Source organism: Rhizobium sp. S96 (assembly GCF_030382195.1).
Classification (GTDB): domain Bacteria; phylum Pseudomonadota; class Alphaproteobacteria; order Rhizobiales; family Rhizobiaceae; genus Rhizobium.
In genome coordinates this window covers 423,180-441,951 of the sequence record NZ_JAUDRY010000042.1, presented here as the reverse complement: position 1 = coordinate 441,951, position 18,772 = coordinate 423,180, and the positions used below count along the sequence as shown (strand labels likewise).

18 protein-coding genes and 1 riboswitch are annotated in these 18,772 nt (G+C 58.8%); of the genes, 5 read left to right on the top strand and 13 right to left on the bottom strand.

Translation table 11 applies throughout. The annotated features are described in order from the left end of the window. Window positions 1–348: 348 nt before the first annotated feature. The 5 genes from QTL94_RS28285 to QTL94_RS28265 form a co-directional block, all read right to left on the bottom strand. On the bottom strand, window positions 349–1,329 hold the full coding sequence (locus tag QTL94_RS28285; protein ID WP_289803880.1) for an ABC transporter ATP-binding protein: 981 nt from the start codon (window positions 1,327–1,329) through the stop codon (window positions 349–351). 4 nt (window positions 1,330–1,333) lie between these two features. Then, window positions 1,334–2,185, bottom strand: a complete 852-nt coding sequence (locus QTL94_RS28280) for a carbohydrate ABC transporter permease (protein WP_289803879.1) — start codon at window positions 2,183–2,185, stop codon at window positions 1,334–1,336. Next, window positions 2,155–3,015, bottom strand: a complete 861-nt coding sequence (locus tag QTL94_RS28275; protein ID WP_113521911.1) for a carbohydrate ABC transporter permease — start codon at window positions 3,013–3,015, stop codon at window positions 2,155–2,157. Before QTL94_RS28275 ends, QTL94_RS28280 begins: the two co-directional genes overlap by 31 nt. Window positions 3,016–3,076: 61 nt before the next feature. After that, entirely contained in the window at window positions 3,077–4,357 is a 1,281-nt protein-coding gene (locus QTL94_RS28270; RefSeq protein ID WP_502944209.1) for an ABC transporter substrate-binding protein, read from the bottom strand. A gap of 66 nt (window positions 4,358–4,423) precedes the next feature. Beyond that, on the bottom strand, window positions 4,424–6,682 hold the full coding sequence (locus QTL94_RS28265; protein WP_289803899.1) for a family 78 glycoside hydrolase catalytic domain: 2,259 nt from the start codon (window positions 6,680–6,682) through the stop codon (window positions 4,424–4,426). A gap of 224 nt (window positions 6,683–6,906) precedes the next feature. Here QTL94_RS28265 and QTL94_RS28260 point away from each other — a divergent pair, with 224 nt between their 5' ends. Continuing rightward, the gene (locus QTL94_RS28260) at window positions 6,907–7,932 is read left to right on the top strand and encodes a LacI family DNA-binding transcriptional regulator (protein WP_289803877.1); all 1,026 of its coding nucleotides are present in this window, start codon (window positions 6,907–6,909) and stop codon (window positions 7,930–7,932) included. A gap of 114 nt (window positions 7,933–8,046) precedes the next feature. Continuing rightward, window positions 8,047–8,874, top strand: a complete 828-nt coding sequence (locus tag QTL94_RS28255) for a nickel-binding protein (protein WP_289803876.1) — start codon at window positions 8,047–8,049, stop codon at window positions 8,872–8,874. Between the two features lie 50 nt (window positions 8,875–8,924). Here the strand turns inward: QTL94_RS28255 and QTL94_RS28250 are convergent, their stop codons facing one another. From QTL94_RS28250 to QTL94_RS28215, 8 genes are all read right to left on the bottom strand, one after another. Further along, the gene (locus QTL94_RS28250; protein WP_289803875.1) at window positions 8,925–9,842 is read right to left on the bottom strand and encodes a GGDEF domain-containing protein; all 918 of its coding nucleotides are present in this window, start codon (window positions 9,840–9,842) and stop codon (window positions 8,925–8,927) included. A 150-nt stretch (window positions 9,843–9,992) separates the two neighbouring features. After that, window positions 9,993–10,775 carry a 2-ketocyclohexanecarboxyl-CoA hydrolase gene (gene badI, locus QTL94_RS28245; protein ID WP_289803874.1) on the bottom strand — a complete coding sequence of 261 codons (783 nt, stop codon included), beginning with the start codon at window positions 10,773–10,775 and terminating at the stop codon, window positions 9,993–9,995. A gap of 101 nt (window positions 10,776–10,876) precedes the next feature. Beyond that, window positions 10,877–11,851, bottom strand: coding sequence for a class 1b ribonucleoside-diphosphate reductase subunit beta (gene nrdF / locus QTL94_RS28240; protein ID WP_289803873.1), 975 nt, complete (start codon window positions 11,849–11,851; stop codon window positions 10,877–10,879). A 26-nt stretch (window positions 11,852–11,877) separates the two neighbouring features. Beyond that, window positions 11,878–14,052, bottom strand: coding sequence for a class 1b ribonucleoside-diphosphate reductase subunit alpha (gene nrdE / locus QTL94_RS28235; RefSeq protein ID WP_502944208.1), 2,175 nt, complete (start codon window positions 14,050–14,052; stop codon window positions 11,878–11,880). After that, window positions 14,040–14,435, bottom strand: coding sequence for a class Ib ribonucleoside-diphosphate reductase assembly flavoprotein NrdI (nrdI, locus tag QTL94_RS28230; protein WP_113521919.1), 396 nt, complete (start codon window positions 14,433–14,435; stop codon window positions 14,040–14,042). The genes nrdE and nrdI overlap by 13 nt, the downstream gene beginning before the upstream one ends. Before the next feature lie 12 nt (window positions 14,436–14,447). Continuing rightward, window positions 14,448–14,669, bottom strand: coding sequence for a glutaredoxin-like protein NrdH (gene nrdH / locus QTL94_RS28225; protein WP_289803871.1), 222 nt, complete (start codon window positions 14,667–14,669; stop codon window positions 14,448–14,450). 247 nt (window positions 14,670–14,916) lie between these two features. After that, window positions 14,917–15,141: riboswitch (cobalamin riboswitch) on the bottom strand. A gap of 87 nt (window positions 15,142–15,228) precedes the next feature. Next, on the bottom strand, window positions 15,229–15,549 hold the full coding sequence (locus QTL94_RS28220) for a type II toxin-antitoxin system RelE/ParE family toxin (RefSeq protein ID WP_289803870.1): 321 nt from the start codon (window positions 15,547–15,549) through the stop codon (window positions 15,229–15,231). Beyond that, complete coding sequence (locus QTL94_RS28215; protein ID WP_289803869.1) at window positions 15,546–15,785, bottom strand: ribbon-helix-helix domain-containing protein; 240 nt, start codon at window positions 15,783–15,785, stop codon at window positions 15,546–15,548. The genes QTL94_RS28220 and QTL94_RS28215 overlap by 4 nt, the downstream gene beginning before the upstream one ends. A gap of 165 nt (window positions 15,786–15,950) precedes the next feature. Between QTL94_RS28215 and QTL94_RS28210 the strand changes: the two genes are divergently transcribed. The 3 genes from QTL94_RS28210 to QTL94_RS28200 all read left to right on the top strand — a co-directional run bounded on the left by QTL94_RS28210 (window position 15,951) and on the right by QTL94_RS28200 (window position 18,738). Next, on the top strand, window positions 15,951–16,118 hold the full coding sequence (locus tag QTL94_RS28210) for a hypothetical protein (RefSeq protein ID WP_198928733.1): 168 nt from the start codon (window positions 15,951–15,953) through the stop codon (window positions 16,116–16,118). A 242-nt stretch (window positions 16,119–16,360) separates the two neighbouring features. Next, window positions 16,361–17,509 (top strand): alpha/beta hydrolase, encoded by a 1,149-nt coding sequence (locus QTL94_RS28205; protein WP_083199595.1) that lies wholly within the window; start codon window positions 16,361–16,363, stop codon window positions 17,507–17,509. A 197-nt stretch (window positions 17,510–17,706) separates the two neighbouring features. Next, entirely contained in the window at window positions 17,707–18,738 is a 1,032-nt protein-coding gene (locus tag QTL94_RS28200; RefSeq protein WP_289803898.1) for an HAD family hydrolase, read from the top strand. Window positions 18,739–18,772 lie beyond the last annotated feature (34 nt).

The window sequence follows — 18,772 nt, the reverse complement described above, 5'->3', positions numbered from 1 at the left end:
CAAACCCTTAAGCCCGGGAACCAATCAGCGTCTCAGCCAATCTTAAAAGAAATCTTAGAGCGAAGGTCTTCGTCGCCAGCAGCGCCGCCGCCCTCGTTCTGTGAAGCGGCTTATAGGACACCACACCTTTTTAAGTCAACAGCACTTTGCGAAAAAAACAAGCTTTCTTCCATGCCATTGAATTATAACAGAGATTTCCAGACAGCCAACCAAACCACCCAAAAACGCCACCGCACAGGACACCAACTCACCAAATAGAGTGCCAAATGTGCGCACGGCGAGGCACGCCTCCTCGCCGGCACTAGCAGCTTTCCTGGTATCCGGAGCGCTGAAAATGGGCGCTCGACGTCAATTGAACCTGTGTTCCTTGTCGACAAGCGGTGATGCGAACAGTGTTTGCCCGGGAGACAGCTCCCGGTCGCCATCGGTGCGTGCGACCAGCGAGGGAAGGTTCGGGACATCGAGATGGACCACCGTATCTGCGCCGAGCCTTTCGATGTGCCTGACCTCCCCTCGCCACTTTCCTTCAACGGATGACAACGAAATGTGCTCGGGCCGCACGCCGTAAACCTTGCAGCCTTCGCGCGCGGCGATCTCTCCTTCGAAGAGGTTCATCTTGGGGGACCCGATGAAGCCCGCGACAAATGGCGTCGCGGGATGGTTATAAAGGGTCATCGGCGAGCCGACCTGCTCTATCTTCCCACCGTTCAGGACGACAATCTTGTCGGCCATGGTCATCGCCTCGACCTGATCATGGGTCACGTAGATCATCGTTGCTCCAAGCTTGGCGTGGAGATCCGTAAGCTCCATACGCATCTGAGAGCGCAGGGAGGCATCAAGGTTGGAAAGCGGTTCGTCGAACAGGAAAACCTTCGGGTTGCGGATGATGGCACGGCCGATCGCCACGCGCTGCCTCTGCCCACCCGAAAGAGCCTTGGGCTTGCGATCGAGCAGGTGCGAGAGCTGCAAGACCTCTGCCGTTTTCTCGACCTTCTCCTTGATCTCCGCCTTCGGACGCTTGGCGAGCGAAAGACCGAACCCGATATTCTCGGCTACCGTGAGATGGGGATAGAGCGCGTAGGACTGGAAGACCATGGCAATGCCGCGCTGGGACGGTTCGGCTTCGGTTACGTCCTTTCCATCGATCAGAACCTTGCCCGACGTCGAGGTCTCGAGGCCCGAGATGATCCTCAGCAGCGTGGACTTCCCACAGCCGGACGGGCCGACGAAGACGCAGAATTCCCCTGCCTCGACACTAAGGTCGACACCCTTCATCACTTCCAGACCGCCAAAACTCTTGCGAATGCTATCAAGAACGACGCTTGTCATCCGATTATCCTTTCACGGCGCCGGCGGTCATGCCCGCAACAATCTGCCGGTTGAAGAAGACGAACACGATGAGGGGAGGAATAGTCACCAGCAAGATGTTCATGAACAGGAGGTTGAACTGTGTCTGGAACTGTCCCTGGAAGTTATAGAGCGTGAGCTGGACGGTCACATTCTCGCGGCCAGGGAGATAGTAGAGCGGGTTCGTGAAGTCGTTGAAGATCGCAATGGACTGCACGACGATGACCGTGACGGTCACCGGCTTCAACAACGGCAGGACAACCCGGAAAAAGATCTGCAGCGGTTTTGCTCCGTCGATGATCGCCGCCTCATCCAGATCGCGCGGGATCGTCGCAATGAAGCTCTTGAACAACAGGACGGTGAACGCCAGGCCATAGGCAACCTGGATCAGGATCATGCCGGAGATCGTCTTGAACAGACCGAGCGACTGGAGCACCCAGATGGTCGGCACGACCGCCGGCGGGATGATCAGGCCGGCGAAGACACAGGCGTAGATAACCGTATTCCAGCGCGACGGGCGGCGCTGCAGAATGTAACCCACCATCGCGCCGAACAGCACCAGCAGCGCCACCGCCACCACCGTGATCACGGTCGAATTGAAGTAGGCCAGCAGCAGCATGTAGTTGCGGGCTTGAATGACCTCGAGGAAATTCTCCCAGAGACGCCATTCGACGGGCAGGCCGAATGTAAGAGAGGCCGCAGCCTGCTTTGTCTTTGCCGCCGTCAGCAGGATGAACAGGAACGGCAGCACGAATATGATGCCGGAGGCGACGAGCGCTATTACGCCCGAGTAGCGTTGGCGGCGCGTCACAGGTCCACCTCCTTGCGGTTGAACCATGCGGTCAAGGGCAGAACGATGACGCCGATCAGGATGAACAGAATGACGTTTCCTGCCGTCGACAGGCCATAGAAGCCCGCCTGATACTGCTTGTAGATGACGCTGGCGAGGACGTCCGACGAAAAGCCGGGACCGCCGCGCGTCATCGCCCAGATGAGATCGAAACTTCTCATGCCGCCGATCAGGGACAGAGTAACAACCGTGACCGTGGCCGGCTTCACGAGCGGAACCGTCACACGGAAGAACATCTGCACCCGTGTCGCCCCATCGATCCTGGCGGCTTCGTAATAGTCGGCGCCGATCGATGCCAGACCGGCGATGTAGATCACAGTCGCAAGCCCGATGCCCTTCCAGAGGTCGACGAAGACGATGGAATAAAGCGCGAGGCTCGGATCGGTGAGCCAGCCGGGACCGTGGATGCCGATCGCGGCAAGCGCGACGTTGATGAGCCCGCGCGTCGGGTGCATGAGCACCGAGAAGGTGATGCCGACGCCGATGGTCGAAACCAGGACGGGAAAGAAGATGACAGTGCGCAGCAGACCCTGTGCCCAAATGCCCGATGTCAGAAGTACGGCCAGCAGCAGACCGAGCACCGTCTTCGTGCCGGAGGTCAGGACCGCGTAGATAATGGTGTTGATGAGGCCCTGGATCAGGAATGGTTCACGAAAGAACTGCCGATAGTTTTCCAGACCAATGAATTGAGCACTGAAAAGATCCCACCTTGTAAGGCTGAACCAGAAGGAGGCGGCGGTCGGAACCAGAAACAGCACGGTGAAGATCACTGCCGCGGGCAGGACGAACCAGTATGGATACGGAGATTTGCGCGTCACTAAGGGGCTCCTTGAACACCCCCAGCCCGGACGAGCACCGGGCTGGGGAAGGGCTGGGAGGTTACCAGTTTGGCAGGCCGAGCTGCTTGGCCTGCTTTTCGACGTCCTGGTCGTAGAGAGCGGCGGCATCCTTGGCGGAGCGGATGCCGGTTCCGACTTCGACAGTGATCTGCTCAAGCGCCGGGCCCTTCACAGGGGACACGAATTCCAATGCCGGCGCTGTATGGCCTTCGGTTTCGAAATAAGGCAGCATGTCGGCGACCACGGCCGGGATATCCTTCGGAAGTTCGCAGCCCTTCACCAGATAGGGGCCGGACGGAACCGCCTTGGCCATGAGGTCGCATGCCTCCTTGCTGCCAACGAAGTCGAGGAATTTCTTGGCTTCGGCAACATTCTCGGACTTGGCCGATGCGTAGAGTGCGGATGGCATCCACACCGTGAGGCCGTTCTTGGCCGCGTCCGCGCCCGGCTGAGCAAAGAAGCCCAGGTCTTTCAAGCTGTCGGGAGCATTCTGCTGAACGTTTCCGATGCCGAACGTCAGGTTCGGATAGTGTGCAGCCTCGCCGGTGGCCACCATCCGCATGCCGTCATCGAACTTGGCAGCCCCGAAGTCAGCGTTGAAGTAGCCGGCTTTCGCGACCTCTTCGAGGTGCTCGAAGCCGCGCATCGCGGCTGGCGTATTGGCGTACTTCACCTTGTTGGCGGTATAGTCGTCGGCAAAGTTTGGAACCTCGGCCTGGACATTGTAGTAATCGGCGAGAACGAAGAGCTGCGAAGTCCAGGTGTCACCGTAGGTCTGCGCCACTGCGACCTTCCCGGCCGCCTTCACCTTCTCGTTGTTGGCCATGAATTCCGCCCATGTCTTAGGCGGGGTAAGGCCGAGATCCGCATAGATCTTGCGGTTGTAGAAGATACCGCCACCCATCGCAGGACCAAACGGCATTCCGCGCACGTGTCCATCCGGACTGGTGACAACCTTCTTGAAGCTCTCCATAACTCCCGCTTCGGAGGCAAGGTCGGAAAGGTCAGCGATCGTTTCCTGCGGCTTCAGTGCCTGGAACAGCGAGCCCGCGTTGTAAAGGAAGATATCGGCCATCTCACCGGTGGCGAGGCGCGTCTTGATGATGTTGTCGCCTTCCGATCCCCCTGCGCGTTGCTCAACGTCGAAGGAGACATCGGGATGCTTTTCCATATAGGCCTTGGAAACAGCATCGAACGAGGCGATCGTCTCCGGGTTCGTGTCGATCAATACGCTGAGCGTTACGTCAGCATGGGCGACGCCGGCTGCCAGCGACATAAAGGCTGCGGCAAGAATGCTGCACTTCGTCATTCTCATAGTCATTTCCTCCTCTTGAAGACCAGAATGATTGGGCTGCGCGCTTTCGGGCAACGCCCGAAAGCAGTTGTTCTAGATTGAGAACGTGATCGTATGTTCTCCCGCGCCGATCCTGACCTCCTCGCCAGGCGCGACAAGTTTGCCGTCCGCTGTCAGCGACTTCCTTTCCACCTTGCCCTGCAGGCGTGCGGTTACGCCCTCCGGCAATACAAGACGGCAGGTCACCGCCCCGCCTTCCAGTCTCCATCCGGCCTCGATGCGGCCAAAGCGGGTGTCATGCCAAGCCGCGACCGGAGACAGGGCCGGAAGAATGGCCGGGTCGAAAGCAACCTCCTCGAAACCCGGCTTGTCTTCCAGCGGCCTGATGCCAGCGACATCTTCAAACAGCCATTGGCACACCGCGCCATAAGCGTAGTGATTGTAGCTGTTCATGTCAGGATCGTAGATCGTCCCATCCTCTGCGAGCGCATCCCACCGCTCCCAGATCGAGGTCGCACCGCGCTCGACCTGATAGAGCCAACCGGGGACTTTCCTGTTGAGGAACATCTTCTCCGCCAGGTCGAGCATGCCGAGGCGCGTCAGTGCTGGAAGCAATGCCGGCGTACCGATGAACCCTGTGCCGATGACGCCGTCTGTCTCTTCGGAAACCCGACGGAAATACGCACGGCCGGCTTCTTCATACTCCGGCGGGACAAGACCATAGAGGAACGCAAGCGCCCAGGATGTCTGGTCGTTATGCGCAATGCGGCCCGATGGCGAAAAGAACTCATGCTTGAAGGCTGCCCGTATTTCCTCGGCCTTCGCATCCAGCCGCGTAGCTTCAGACGTCTTCCCGAGCACGCGGGCGATCTTTGCTGTCAATTGCGTAGAGATGAAATGATAGAGCGTAGCTGCACAATCATCTGCCACCGTCGGGCGGGGCTTTCTGTTGTCGCCGACGGGCTGAAGCCAATCCCCGAAGGTGAAGCCGTGAGCGCCCCAAACGGCCGGCGGCCGGATGATTGGACCGTCGGAAATGCCCCAGAGATAGTCGAGCCACCGCGTCACCGCGGGGAAACACTCCTCGAGAACGGAAACGTCACCGTAGTGAAGGTAAAGCTGCCAGGGAATGATGACAATTGCATCGCCCCAGCCCGTAGAGCCCGCCCAATCACCGCGCCCACCGATCGGAAAAAGCCGCGTGGGGTCTGGAGAAAAGTGCGGGACCGCACCGTCGGCCCTCTGATCATGCATCACGTCGCGGAGGTATTTCATCAGGAACGATTGGCTGTCGGCCAGCCAGCATGCCGTCCCTGCAAAGACTTGAGCATCGCCGGTCCAGCCAAGTCGTTCATCGCGCTGCGGGCAATCCGTCGGCACCTCGATAAAATTGGAGCGCTGTGACCAGATCGTGTTTTCCACCAGCCGATTGACCGCTGCTTCGCCAGAACTGAAGCCACCTGCCCTTACCGGGACCGACGTGATGGGAACCATCGTGATGGCAAGGAGCTCAGCCTTGCCTGTCAACGTCACCCTGGCATAGCGAAAGCCCATGAAGGTGAAGAGCGGCGCGTAGGTCTCTTCGCCGCCTCCGCTCAGCGTGTAAACAAGTTCAGCGCGGGCGCTGCGGTAGTTGCGATTGTCGAAGAAGCGTTCCGGACCCAGTACTTCGGAGTGCTCGACATGAACCTGCGCTCCCGCCTCTCCCTTTACGCGAAGCAGAATGTACGCGCCGGCATTCTGGCCGAAATCATAAACCGTGCGACCGTCGGGCTCGATCCAGCTCTCGATCGGCGCAAAGCCATCGAGCTCTTTGACGGCGCCCGTCTCATGCGGCACGAGCAAGGCCTTGTCGAAGGCCAAGACTTCGACGCCTGCAGTATCCGCAGGCACGATGCGCGCGTCGTAGTCCTCACCGAAATAGATGCCGTTGCGCGTTACCGGCGTGTAGCCACTCTTCCAGGTACCGTCGGTTTTGAGGAGTGGGGTTCCAGCTGCGCTGATTTCGGCAATGGCGCCGGTTCTGTCGCCCCAGCAATTGAAGACAGGATTGGACGCCCACAGGAGTTGGCTCCGGTACCAGCCGTCGCCAAGCCAGATCTCGATGCGATTGTTCCCGGAATGCAGCAGATCCGTCACGTCGTATGTCTGGTAGGCGATCCGATCGTCGTAGCAGGTCCAGCCGGGCGTCAGCAGGTCGTCGCCGACACGGCGCCCGTTGATGAAGGCCCTGTAGAGACCCAGCGCCGAGATGCGCAGCGTCGTCCCCGGCGTTACGGTCCCGATCGCAAACTCACGGGATACAAACGTTCCTGCCGTTCCCTGCCCTGCGTCGCAGGTTGGCGCGATCATCGAAGCGCCGAACTTGAAGGTTGAACCGTCAATGCTGCCAACCACGGCGGTGCCGCGGTCCAATACAATCGTCATTCCTCAACTCCCTTGGCTGCCCCGTCCTCTGGCGGCCGAAACAACACGTTTGTGTGTATCGTTCTATGTAGATCATTCTACAACATCGATTGCCGCGCAAGAGTTTTTTGTCTATAATTTTCGCGTGTTGTGGAGATAGACGTATTATAATGAAAAAACAGATGGTTAGCGCGACGGCAGGACGGGCGACGATCCGCCATGTCGCAGCGGATGCGGGAGTCTCGGTTGCAGCCGTCTCGAAAGTTCTTCGCAACGCTTACGGCGTCAGCGACATTCTCCGGCAGAAGGTGGAGACGTCGATCGAGAAGCTGAAGTACCGTCCATCGGTCGCCGCGCGGGGGATGCGAGGCCGTACCTACACGATCGGTGTTCTGATCATCGAGTTGACCAACCCCTTCCTTGCGGGGGTTATCGAGGGCGCAAACGACACCTTCTCCGACAACAATTACAAGGCTCTTGTCGGCATAGGTCGCGCGGCAAGCGCTATAGAAGCATCCTTGATCGAGTCCATGATCGACAACCATATGGATGGGCTGCTGATCATTGCTCCACGAATTTCAGGCAAACTGATAGAGCGATACTCTCGTCAGATCCCGATCGTCGTGATCGCGCATCATGAGCCGCAGGCCCTGAGCTACGACACGGTCAACTCCGATGACCGCAAGGGCGCATACCTGGCTGCCGAAGCCCTGCTGCAGCAAGGCTACGAGGACATTGCCATGCTGAGCTACGATCTTTCCGAATCTCCGTCTTCAGTTGTCGTTCTCCAGCGCGAGATCGGCTATACCGAATTCATGAAGCAGGCGGGCCTTGAAGCACGCAGCCGCATCATTCGATTGCCGTTGGTCGCTACAGATCGGAGCGCCGAGATCCAGACGTTCCTGAACTCGCCGGACCGACCACGCGCCGTGTTCGTCTGGTCGGATCTTGATGCGGTGCCACTGCTGAACGCTGCAAGAACCAGCGGTATCCGGGTTCCTGAAGATCTCGCCATCATCGGCTATGACAATTCTCCGCACGCCGCCATCCCGCTCGTTGCGCTCTCGAGTATCGACCAGAACCCGGCCGAACTCGGAAAGACGGCGGCAGAGATGCTTCTCAGCCGGATCGACGGCCGCGAAGAGGCCCAACACGTTTTGATCGAGCCCCACGTCGAAAAGCGCTCCAGCGTCTGATGTGAAGTCCGGCGGCTGCGCAACGGCCACATCACTCCAAGGTGGACGGGCTCACGTCCAGGCCGTACAATGACAACTTGTCGCAGGCCGAGACTTTTCGGCGGGAGCGCGCCAATGGCTATCTTCATGGATCGGCATGAACTTGCGGGAACGTCGGCCGCCGATATCGCCGAAGCGCATCGCAGGGATCTCGACATTCAGGACAGGTACGGGGTCAAGTTCCTCACCTACTGGTACGATCCGCGCCGGGGAAACGCGTTCTGCCTCGTGGACGCCCCTGATATGGAAACTGCCCAATGCGTTCATCGCGAGGCTCACGGCTTCATCGCCGGCGAGGTTATCGAGGTCGCCTTGTCCGCCGTCGAGGCCTTCCTGGGTCGGATCAACGACCCCGAACCGGGGTCCGGGCAGATCCTGGGAGAGGTGGATGGCGGTCACCGGGCGATCCTCTTCACTGACATCGTTGGCTCGACCGCAATGACGTCGCGTCTCGGCGACCGCATGGCGACCGAACTGGTCAGGGCGCACGATTCCGTCGTGCGTCGATGTCTCGGACAATCCGATGGCCGCGAAGTCAAGCATACCGGCGACGGCATCATGGCGACGTTCGCTTCCACGGCGCGGGCCGTCAATTGCGCGATGCTGATTCAGAAGGAGTTTCAGCGGTTCAACGACGGGAACCCAGAGCCAATCCATGTCCGCATCGGACTGGATTGCGGGGAACCAATCGAGGATAGCAATGATCTGTTCGGATCGACGGTGCAACTCGCGGCGCGCTTATGCGCCGCAGCGTCCAAGGATCAGATCGTTGTCTCCGAGAACATCTTTCGCGAGTTCGGCGCATCCGACATCTTCGTTCACGCGACACAGCGAAAACTGAAGGGATTTTCGAAGCCCGTGCTGGTCTTCCAATGCGACTGGACCAATGCCGGTGTCGACTAGAATATCGTCAGGGTGTATGAGGCTTGGGCACAACCAATGCCCTGCCTCGGCTATAACCCCTGTGCCGCCCGCTTAGCCATTTGCGTGCCGCCGCCGGGCTGGCCCAGCCAGATCAAGGCAATCCGATCGCCCGTCTGTTTTGCGAGATACATGTAGCTATCCGCTCGCTTCATTAGGGACATGGCGTCGTCGTCCTGCTGCAGCAACGTTACGCCCACGGCAGCGCCGACCTCGGTTACGATGCCATCGACCGCAACCGGTTTGAAGATCCGGTCTATCGCTTCGTTGAGCGTCAACTCCACATCATTCAAATACGCTTCATCGATTTCGAGGATGACCGCAAACTCATCGCCACCGATGCGCGCGATGAAATCATTGGCGCGGAAGCTGTCGCGGAAACGACTGGCGATCGTTCTCAAGACCTCGTCACCCGCCACATGCCCCATCGTGTCGTTCACGGCCTTGAAGCCGTTAAAGTCGATAAACGCGAGCGCGACGAGCTTCTCCGACTGATCCATACGCGCGATGTACTCGGCGATGACCTCATCGAAACAGGCACGATTTGGCAGTCCCGAAAGTGCATCGGTTCGCGCCGATGCCCGCAAGGCAAGCTCGATCTCGTTCTGGTGGCGAACGCGGGCTGAAACATCGACAATGACCTCGACGTCAAACGAAACACCATCGATGACGGTACGCTGGGCCGAAATCAACGTCGGCAGGATCGTGCCGTCCGCATGCCGGAGATCGACCTCTTCCAGGACATAGCCACCGTCTTCAGCGAGCAGGCGATGCCGACGGTCCCGAGCGGGGCTGCTGATCGCAGACCCTTCCGAGGTAAGCGTCTTGCCTCGAATATCATCCCACTTGAGGCCGGTCAGCCGCAGGTAGGCATCATTGACCTTGAGGTAGCTGGAAGTTTCCGTATCGCTTGTCGAAATCGCCATGGCGATCGGCGCGAACTCGAACATTCGCATCAATATCGAAGTCAGAACGTCTGGCGGGAGTATCTCGGCGTCGGCCATACACTTGATCACAAGAACACAAGCTCACAATGTAACGCCCAAAAGTAAACGCTTGCTGACATTGCCGGCGGGTTGGCCGAGCCAAGCAAACCTGAGTCAGCGGACGAACTTGCGGAAGTTTGGCTTGCGTTTCTCCTTGAAAGCCTTGCTGCCTTCCTTGGCTTCGTCGGTGTCGTAATAGAGGCTGAGCGCATACATGCCCATGCCGGCAATCCCCCGGATGTTCTCGCTATCCATGTTGAACGAGCGCTTGGCGATGGCGATGGCCGTCGGGCTCTTTTCCAAGATCTCGGCGCACCACTTGTCGACCTCGGCGTCCAGCTGATCGTCAGCGACCACGGTGTTGACGAGGCCCATGTCCAGCGCCTCCTTCGCGCTGTAACGACGGCAGAGGTACCAGATCTCGCGGGCCTTCTTTTCCCCGACGATGCGCGCGAGGAAGGCGGTGCCGAAGCCGGGATCAACCGAGCCGACCTTGGGACCGACCTGCCCGAAGACAGCACTCTCTCCCGCAATGGTGAAATCACAGATCGTGCAGAGAACGTTACCGCCGCCGATAGCATATCCCTGCACTTTCGCGATGACCGGCTTGGGAACATCACGGATGATGGAATGCAGGTCCTCCAGTGGCAGCCCGATCGTTCCACGGCCGTCGTACTGACCTTCGTGAGCGGTCTGGTCGCCGCCGGTGCAGAAGGCCTTCTCACCCGCACCGGCGAGCACGATCACGCCGACCGACTTGTCCCATCCCGCAGCATTGAAGGCATGGATCAGCTCCTCGCAGGTCTTTCCCCGAAACGCATTGTACTTTTCCGGCCGGTTGATCGTGATCCGCGCGACGCCGTCGACTGCTTCGTAGAGGATGTCTTCGTACTGCATGGTCTCGCTCCCTGATGATGGTCTCCCCCCTGCGTATCGTGTCCCTCGCGTCTGCAGTTCGGTAATGTGTGGGCGCCGCTCATCTCGCCCACCGGCACCTCTCAGAAATCCCAGTCGTCGTCTTCGGTGGCCACCGCCTTGCCGATGACATAGGACGAACCCGAGCCAGAGAAGAAGTCATGGTTCTCGTCCGCGTTGGGTGACAGCGCCGACAGGATCGCGGGATTCACCTTGCAGGCCTCGGTTGGGAACAATGCTTCATATCCCAGGTTCATCAACGCCTTGTTCGCATTGTAATGTAAGAACTTCTTGACGTCCTCGGTCAGTCCCACGCCGTCATAGAGCGCCTCTGAATATCTCGCTTCATTGTCATAAAGCTCGAGCAGAAGATCGAACGAGAAGTCCTTGATTTCCTGTTTCTTTGCCTCGCTCATGCGCTCGGTTGCGCGTTGAAACTTGTATCCGATGTAATAGCCATGCACCGCCTCGTCGCGAATGATAAGCCGGATCATATCAGCCGTGTTGGTGAGCTTCGCGCGGCTTGACCAATACATTGGAAGATAGAAGCCGGAATAAAAGAGAAAACTCTCCAGGAAGACACTCGCAACCTTTTTTCGCAACGGATCGCCCGAGCCATACTGCTCCATGATCAGGGACGACTTGCGCTGAAGGAACTCGTTCTCCTCCGACCAGCGGTATGCATCATCGACATCGGCTGTCGAGCAGAGCGTCGAGAAGATCGAGGAGTAGGAGCGCGCATGCACCGCCTCCATGAACGAAATGTTCGAGAGCACCGCCTCCTCGTGCTGTGTCATGGCGTCGTCCATCAGGCGGATCGAGCCGACACCGTTCTGGATGGTGTCGAGCAGCGTGAGGCCGGTGAAGACACGAATCGTCAGCTGCTGCTCCTCCGGCTTCAACGTCGCCCACGACGGGATGTCGTTGGACAACGGTACCTTTTCGGGAAGCCAGAAATTTCCCGTCAGGCGGTTCCAGACCTCCAGATCCTTGTCGTCCTCGATACGGTTCCAGTTGACGGCGCGGATGCGGCTTGCCGGCTTCAATTGCATGTTCATTGGGATTTTCCTTTGGGAGCCGAAGATCAGAGCGCGCAGGATACGCAGCCCTGCACCTCGGTGCCGGTCAGCGCCATCTGGCGAAGGCGGATGTAGTAGATAGTCTTGATGCCCTTCTTCCAGGCGTAGATCTGAGCCCGGTTGATATCGCGGGTGGTGGCGGTGTCGCGGAAGAACAGCGTCAGCGACAATCCCTGGTCAACGTGCTGCGTGGCAGCCGCATAGGTGTCGATGATCTTCTCCGGCCCGATCTCATAGGCGTCCTGATAGTAGTCGAGATTGTCGTTGGTCATGAAGGCGGCGGGGTAATAGACCCGGCCGATCTTGCCTTCCTTGCGGATCTCGATCTTCGAGACGATCGGGTGGATCGACGAAGTCGAGTGGTTGATGTAGGAGATCGAGCCCGTCGGCGGCACGGCCTGCAGGTTCTGGTTATAAAGACCGGACGCCATTACCGCCTCCTTCAGGGCCAGCCAGTCCTCCTGCGTGGGAATTGCGATCCCCGCCTGATCGAAGAGAGCCCTCACCCGTTCGGTTGCCGGCACCCATGCGCGCTCGGTGTATTTGTCGAAATACTCCCCCGATGCGTATGCGGACTTCTCGAAGCCCTTGAAGCTTCGCCCGCGCTCGACTGCCAAGCGGTTCGAGGCGCGCACGGCATGATAGGTCACGGTGTAGAAGTAGATGTTGGTGAAATCCACGCCCTCCTCCGAGCCATAGAAAATGCGCTCGTGAGCGAGATAGCCGTGCAGGTTCATTTGCCCGAGACCGATCGCGTGGCTCTCGTCATTGCCCTTTTCGATCGAAGGGACGGATGAGATATGGCTCATGTCCGACACTGCGGTCAGCGCCCGGATCGACGTTTCGATCGTCTTCCCGAAATCGGCGGAGTCCATGGCGGCTGCGATATTCAGCGAGCCGAGATTGCAGGAAATATCCTTGCCGGTGCGTTTGTAGGAGAGATCGTCATTGTATTCGCTGGCCTCGCTCACCTGCAGGATTTCCGAGCACAGGTTGCTCATGGTGATGCGCCCGGCGATCGGATTTGCCCGGTTCACCGTATCTTCGAACATGAGGTAGGGATAACCGCTCTCGAACTGGATCTCCGCGATGACCTGGAAGAAATCGCGCGCCTTGATCTTTCTTTTCCGGATGCGGCTGTCGGCGACCATCTCGCGGTATTTTTCCGTCACCGAAATCTCCGTGAACGGTACGCCGTAGACGCGTTCGACGTCGTATGGTGAGAAGAGGTACATATCCTCGTTGTTCTTGGCGAGTTCGAAGGTGATGTCAGGCACGACGACGCCGAGGGACAGCGTCTTGATGCGGATCTTCTCGTCGGCATTTTCCCGCTTGGTGTCGAGAAAGCGCATGATGTCCGGGTGATGGGCGTTGAGATAGACGGCACCCGCGCCCTGGCGAGCACCCAGCTGGTTGGCGTAGGAGAAGGCATCCTCGAGCAGCTTCATCACAGGGATGATGCCGGAGGACTGGTTCTCGATATGCTTGATCGGGGCGCCAGCCTCGCGGATGTTGGTGAGCGACAATGCAACGCCACCGCCACGCTTGGACAGCTGCAGCGCCGAGTTGACGGAGCGACCGATGCTCTCCATGTTGTCTTCGACCCGCAGAAGGAAGCAGGAAACAAGCTCGCCGCGCTGCTGCTTGCCGGCATTCAGGAAGGTCGGCGTCGCAGGCTGGAAGCGACCGGAAATGATCTCGTCGACCATGTCGGTCGCCAGCGCCTCGTTGCCTTGCGCCAGCGTCAGCGCCACCATGCATATGCGATCTTCGTAGCGCTCGAGATATCGCTTTCCGTCAAAGGTCTTCAGCGTATAGCTCGTGTAGTACTTGAACGCCCCCAGGAACGTGGGGAACCGGAATTTTTTCGCGTAGGCGCGGTCGAAGAGATCGCGCACGAAATTGAATGAGTACTGATCCAGGACAGCCTGCTCGTAGTAGCCCTCGGCCACGAGGTAATCGAGCTTCTCCCTGAGATTGTGGAAGAAGACGGTGTTCTGGTTCACGTGCTGCAGGAAATACTGCCGCGCCGCGGCCCGGTCCTTGTCGAGTTGGATCTTCCCCTCCTCGTCATAGAGATTCAGCATCGCGTTCAGCGCGTGATAATCGAGGGTCGTTTCGGGTGGCTTTGCGGAGCGGTCGGTCGTATCCCGCGGTGAAGAAGAACCTAGCGTGTCCAAAATCGTTCCAATCCATGTTTGACGTTGGCGACGTCCTCGTCGGTGCCCAGGAGCTCGAACCTGTAGAGGTAGGGCACCCGGCATTTTGCCGCGATGATGTCGCCGGCGAGCCCGTAGGTCTCGCCGAAGTTGCTGTTGCCGGCGGCAATCACACCGCGGATGTTCGAGCGATTTTCCGCGTCGTTGAGAAAGCGGATCACCTGTTTCGGGACAGCGCCCTTGCCGCCCTCGCCGGCGTAGGTCGGAACGACGAGAACGAAGGGCTCATTGACAGCCAAACGCTCCGTGACGTCCCGGGAAATGCGCAACGCCGGCAGCGCGAGTTTCAGCACGAAACGATGGGTGTTTTCCGATCGGCTGGAAAAATAGACGACCCGCGCCATCGCCGACCGTCCCTATGCCAAAGCGCTGATCATATCCGGGCGGAAACCGGCCCAATGCTTGTCGCCGGCGATCACAACGGGCACCTGGCGGTAGCCGAGGCCCTGAACCAGTTCGTATGCAGTGGCGTCGGTGGAAACATCGACGATCTCATAGGGAATTCCCTGACGCTCGAGAGCGCGGGTGGTGGCTGTGCATTGAACGCAGGCAGGCTTGCTATAGACGGTGATCGTCATGACTTCCTCGTAGGTTTCAAAAAGGAATAGGGTATCGATTGGACATCCGCCGATCTCCGTGCGAGAAATCTGAAAATGGGACGGCACGCCTTTACACCGGGCGCTGAGGCTCGGTTACTCGCGCTTGCGCGGACTTGCTGAACTGGACATGGACTTCACCCCGAAGTTGGCAACACGAAGGTTCGGGGCAGCGACACGCGTGGACATCATTCCACACCTATGCGCGACCTTCCGGACACCCCGCCCGTGGACGTTTTCGTTTGAGGCAGGTCTCCTGGCTCGCGGGTCACGACATCCATTCTCGCCTTCCCGAAACTCGCGCTTCAGTGACTTTCTCGAACAGATGCTCGCCGCTTACAGTTGCGGGGGCAGCTCCGGCATTGCAGCGCCCATCATGAACAGCCGCTCACCGTATTCCCGTCTTAGCTTCCAATCCGTGAGAATCAGAAGAACCTCGAACACTAGATATAGTAGTAACGTCGATATTTTCGTCAATAACTATGTTTCGGGGCCAACAGATTCGTGGACTGACGGGTAGACGGCCGTGTCGCCAAAGCCATCATACGGATTCCGGATCGCCCATCCACTGAGGGATATCGCGCAGCACACGCCACACGTCGATGTGGTCTGCATGATCCCGATAGAACACATAATAGGGATAGCGCTTGAGCGCGATGCTGCGCAGGTCGGGCAGTTCCAGTTCGTATGCATAACGCAACGAACCCGACTGCGGGTGTCTTGCAAGCAGATCGAACGCTGCCTGCAGCGCATCGACGAAGCCGATTGCCGTATCGACGCCGGCTTCTCGCGCATAATAATCCACCGCCGCATCCACATCGGTGCGCGCGAGTTGGCGGAGATGGATTGCCTTGGGTGTCACTCGCCCTGTTGACCGCGGGCCCGCTCACGAAGGCTGGCGAAATAATCGCCGTCGGCAGTGCCGGTCGCAGCCGATGCGGCTCCGTCGAGAAGCAACCTTCGAAGATTGAGCCGGTCCTGATCACGACGTATCAGTTCCCGGACATACTCGCTGCTCGTGCCATAACCACGGCCCGTGACTTGCTCGTCAACGAAGCTCTTGAGGTTTTGCGGAAGAGAGATGTTCATCGTGCTCATGTTGGCAGCCTAGCGGTCTTGGCAAAATTTGGCAAGGACTCCGCATTGCCGGCCTCTGACCTGCCAAGCGGTCATTCGACGGTGCCCATCCCCCCCCCGCAACAACCCTCTTGATTACCGCAACAAAATATAAGAACATAAAGTGAACAAATGAGAGGTCTGCAGATGAACAAGACAGAGCAAGTCATCGCAAACGCTTTGGCCGTTGTTGCAAACTGCCGCGCCGAGCGCGAGCGTGACGCTGAACGACGCAAGCGCGTATTCGGCAGGATCGACATTGGCCTCCCCCTGCCCGCCCTGAAGGGAACGCAATTGACTCTGGACCTCCATTGACGCGGAGCACGGCGCAGCCAGACTCTCGCGCGATCGACAGTCCAAACGTGGCAGATTTGCAACCTACGTTCAGGCAGTGCCATTTTAGCATGGGTAAATGGACGTCATTTGCAGTTACGCTCTTCCAAATATGCTCCGGTTGGCTATCGTCCGCTGGACTAACCGGTGGAGCATTCATGTTGCGTAGATTGCTGATTGCGAGCCTCGTTGTTCTATCTGGTTGTGGACATCCTACTGGTGTGATGACCCCCGTGGCGCTGACGGCAGCCACTCCGAAGACGACCCAAATCAACATGCTGGTTGCAACGACGCGAGAGCCATCCGGCGATCCCGCAACGCTCTTCAACGGCGAGCGCAGCCCGAAACCTTACCTCACCGAGGTGTCAGTCTCGATCCCCCCGAAGCGGGAGCCGGGGACGGTACAATGGCCGAAGCGGCTTCCTCCGAACCCGGCAACGGACTTCGCCGTCACACAAGTGACACCGGTCGCGACCCTTGCCGAAGGCCGTCTCTGGCTTCGTCAGCATATTCAGGACGGGCATGCGCTCGTGTTCGTCCATGGCTTCAACAACAAGTACGAGGACTCGGTCTTCCGTCTGGCGCAGATCGCCAACGACAGCGGCATGAAGGCAACGCCGGTGCTGTTCACCTGGCCGTCGCGCGCGCAACTGACCGCCTATGAGTACGACAAGGAAAGCACGAACTACTCGCGAACTGCCCTCGAACAGGCGCTCCGCACGCTGGCTGAGGATCCTGCTGTCAAGGACATCACGGTGCTTGCCCACTCGATGGGGACATGGCTTGCGATGGAATCACTCCGGCAGATGGGCATCCGCGACGGTCACGTGAACAGCAAGATCCGCGACGTCATCCTCGCCTCGCCCGACATCGACATTCAGGTCTTTGCCAAGCAGTATGCCGAAATGGGAACGCCGAGACCGAAGTTCACGATCTTTGTCTCGCAGGACGACAAGGCGCTGGCTGTGTCTAGCTTCATCACGGGTAAAGTCTCGCGACTGGGCGCGATCGACCCGACTGTGGAGCCCTATCGCACCAAACTCGAGGAAGCCGGCATCACGGCGATTGACCTGACGAAGGTCAAAAGCGGCGACAGGCTGAACCACGGCAAGTTCGCCGAAAGCCCTGAGATCGTACAGTTGATCGGGCAGCGGTTGATGACCGGCCAGACCTTGACCGATTCCAATGTTTCGCTCGGCCAGGGCATTACTGCCGTCGTCGGCGGAACAGTCACGACCATCGGCAACGTCGCGGCGACCGCGGTGGCTGCGCCGGCAACCATCATCGAACATCCGGTGGTGCTGAAAAAGAAGCCAGAGAATGCCAGCGACACCTTGCAGGGTGATCTGAAACAGCAGCCGCTGACGCAGTAGACCGGTCCGATCCAGTTCTGCTGGTGCAGTATTGCTCGGCGTGACCTCGCTGACGGCGAAGATTTACGCGCACGTGTTCGCGCATTTACCGTAACGTACTGTCGGTTTGCCCCGATTGGAGCGAAACTGGCGTCCGAACAATGGAGGCGCCAATGACCGCAATAGCTCAATGGTTAGCATTCGCCGGACACCGGAGCATGGCCGGATTTTCGAACCGCCGCCTAACCAGAACAATCGAAGTCGCTCTGACCTCTCTGCTCGTTGCCGTCCTGCTGTTGCTGGCAGGTGCGGCCCAATCGGCCTTTGCACAAGACGTTCTGCCGTCCTGGAACGACACGTCCGCGAAGGCACGCATCGTGGACTTCGTCACGAAGACGGTGACGGAGGGCGGCGAAGGCTATGTTGCCCCTGAAGCGCGTATTGCCGTCTTCGACAATGACGGCACGCTCTGGTCGGAGCAGCCTTACTACTTCCAGCTCGGCTTCATGCTTGATCGCGTCAAGGCATTGGCACCGTTGCATCCCGAGTGGAGCGAAAAAGAGCCGTTCAAAAGCATACTGTCGGGCAATCTGAAGGGAATCGCCAAGGGCGGTGAAAAAGGGATCGTCGAGCTGAGCATGGCCACGCACGCCGGCATGACGACCGATGAATTCAACAAGATCGTCACAGAATGGTTCGCCACCGCCAAACATCCCAAGACGGGCAAGCTGTTTAGTGAAATGACGTTCCTGCCGATGCGGGAGCTGCTCGACTACCTTCGAGCGAACGGCTTCAAGACCTACATCGTTTCCGGCGGCGGCGTCGAATTCATGCGCCCCATGACCGAGAAGGCGTATGGTATTCCACCCGAACAGGTGATCGGCTCGACCATCACCACCGAATACGCGCTAGTCGACGACGTTCCGGTGTTGAACCGGCTCCCGAAAATCGACTTCATCGACGATGGCCCGGGCAAGCCAGTCGGCATCAACAAGTTCATCGGGCGCCGACCGATCTTCGTCGCCGGAAACTCGGATGGTGATTATGAAATGCTGCGCTGGGGGACCAGCGGCGCGCAGCACGGTTTCGGTTTGATCGTTCACCACACGGACGCCGAACGCGAATATGCCTACGACCGGAACTCGGAGTTCGGCAAGCTCGACAAGACCCTGGACGAAGCCGAACGCAGGAACTGGCTTGTCGTCGACATGAAAAACGACTGGAAGAAGATCTACAAGTTCGACCAATAGCAGCTGGGCCAACACCCCGAGATCATCGCCAGAG

What these genes read in the sequence shown, in the direction of transcription:
- QTL94_RS28285 (WP_289803880.1), bottom strand. Translation starts at nt 1,329, where the DNA reads ATGACAAGCGTCGTTCTTGATAGCATTCGCAAGAGTTTTGGCGGTCTG.
- QTL94_RS28280 (WP_289803879.1), bottom strand. Translation starts at nt 2,185, where the DNA reads ATGGTTCAACCGCAAGGAGGTGGACCTGTGACGCGCCGCCAACGCTAC.
- QTL94_RS28270 (WP_502944209.1), bottom strand. Translation starts at nt 4,357, where the DNA reads ATGACTATGAGAATGACGAAGTGCAGCATTCTTGCCGCAGCCTTTATG.
- QTL94_RS28265 (WP_289803899.1), bottom strand. Translation starts at nt 6,682, where the DNA reads ATGATCGCGCCAACCTGCGACGCAGGGCAGGGAACGGCAGGAACGTTT.
- QTL94_RS28260 (WP_289803877.1), top strand. Translation starts at nt 6,907, where the DNA reads ATGAAAAAACAGATGGTTAGCGCGACGGCAGGACGGGCGACGATCCGC.
- QTL94_RS28255 (WP_289803876.1), top strand. Translation starts at nt 8,047, where the DNA reads ATGGCTATCTTCATGGATCGGCATGAACTTGCGGGAACGTCGGCCGCC.
- QTL94_RS28250 (WP_289803875.1), bottom strand. Translation starts at nt 9,842, where the DNA reads ATGTTCGAGTTCGCGCCGATCGCCATGGCGATTTCGACAAGCGATACG.
- badI (WP_289803874.1), bottom strand. Translation starts at nt 10,775, where the DNA reads ATGCAGTACGAAGACATCCTCTACGAAGCAGTCGACGGCGTCGCGCGG.
- nrdF (WP_289803873.1), bottom strand. Translation starts at nt 11,851, where the DNA reads ATGAACATGCAATTGAAGCCGGCAAGCCGCATCCGCGCCGTCAACTGG.
- nrdI (WP_113521919.1), bottom strand. Translation starts at nt 14,435, where the DNA reads ATGGCGCGGGTCGTCTATTTTTCCAGCCGATCGGAAAACACCCATCGT.
- nrdH (WP_289803871.1), bottom strand. Translation starts at nt 14,669, where the DNA reads ATGACGATCACCGTCTATAGCAAGCCTGCCTGCGTTCAATGCACAGCC.
- QTL94_RS28215 (WP_289803869.1), bottom strand. Translation starts at nt 15,785, where the DNA reads ATGAGCACGATGAACATCTCTCTTCCGCAAAACCTCAAGAGCTTCGTT.
- QTL94_RS28210 (WP_198928733.1), top strand. Translation starts at nt 15,951, where the DNA reads ATGAACAAGACAGAGCAAGTCATCGCAAACGCTTTGGCCGTTGTTGCA.
- QTL94_RS28205 (WP_083199595.1), top strand. Translation starts at nt 16,361, where the DNA reads ATGACCCCCGTGGCGCTGACGGCAGCCACTCCGAAGACGACCCAAATC.
- QTL94_RS28200 (WP_289803898.1), top strand. Translation starts at nt 17,707, where the DNA reads ATGGCCGGATTTTCGAACCGCCGCCTAACCAGAACAATCGAAGTCGCT.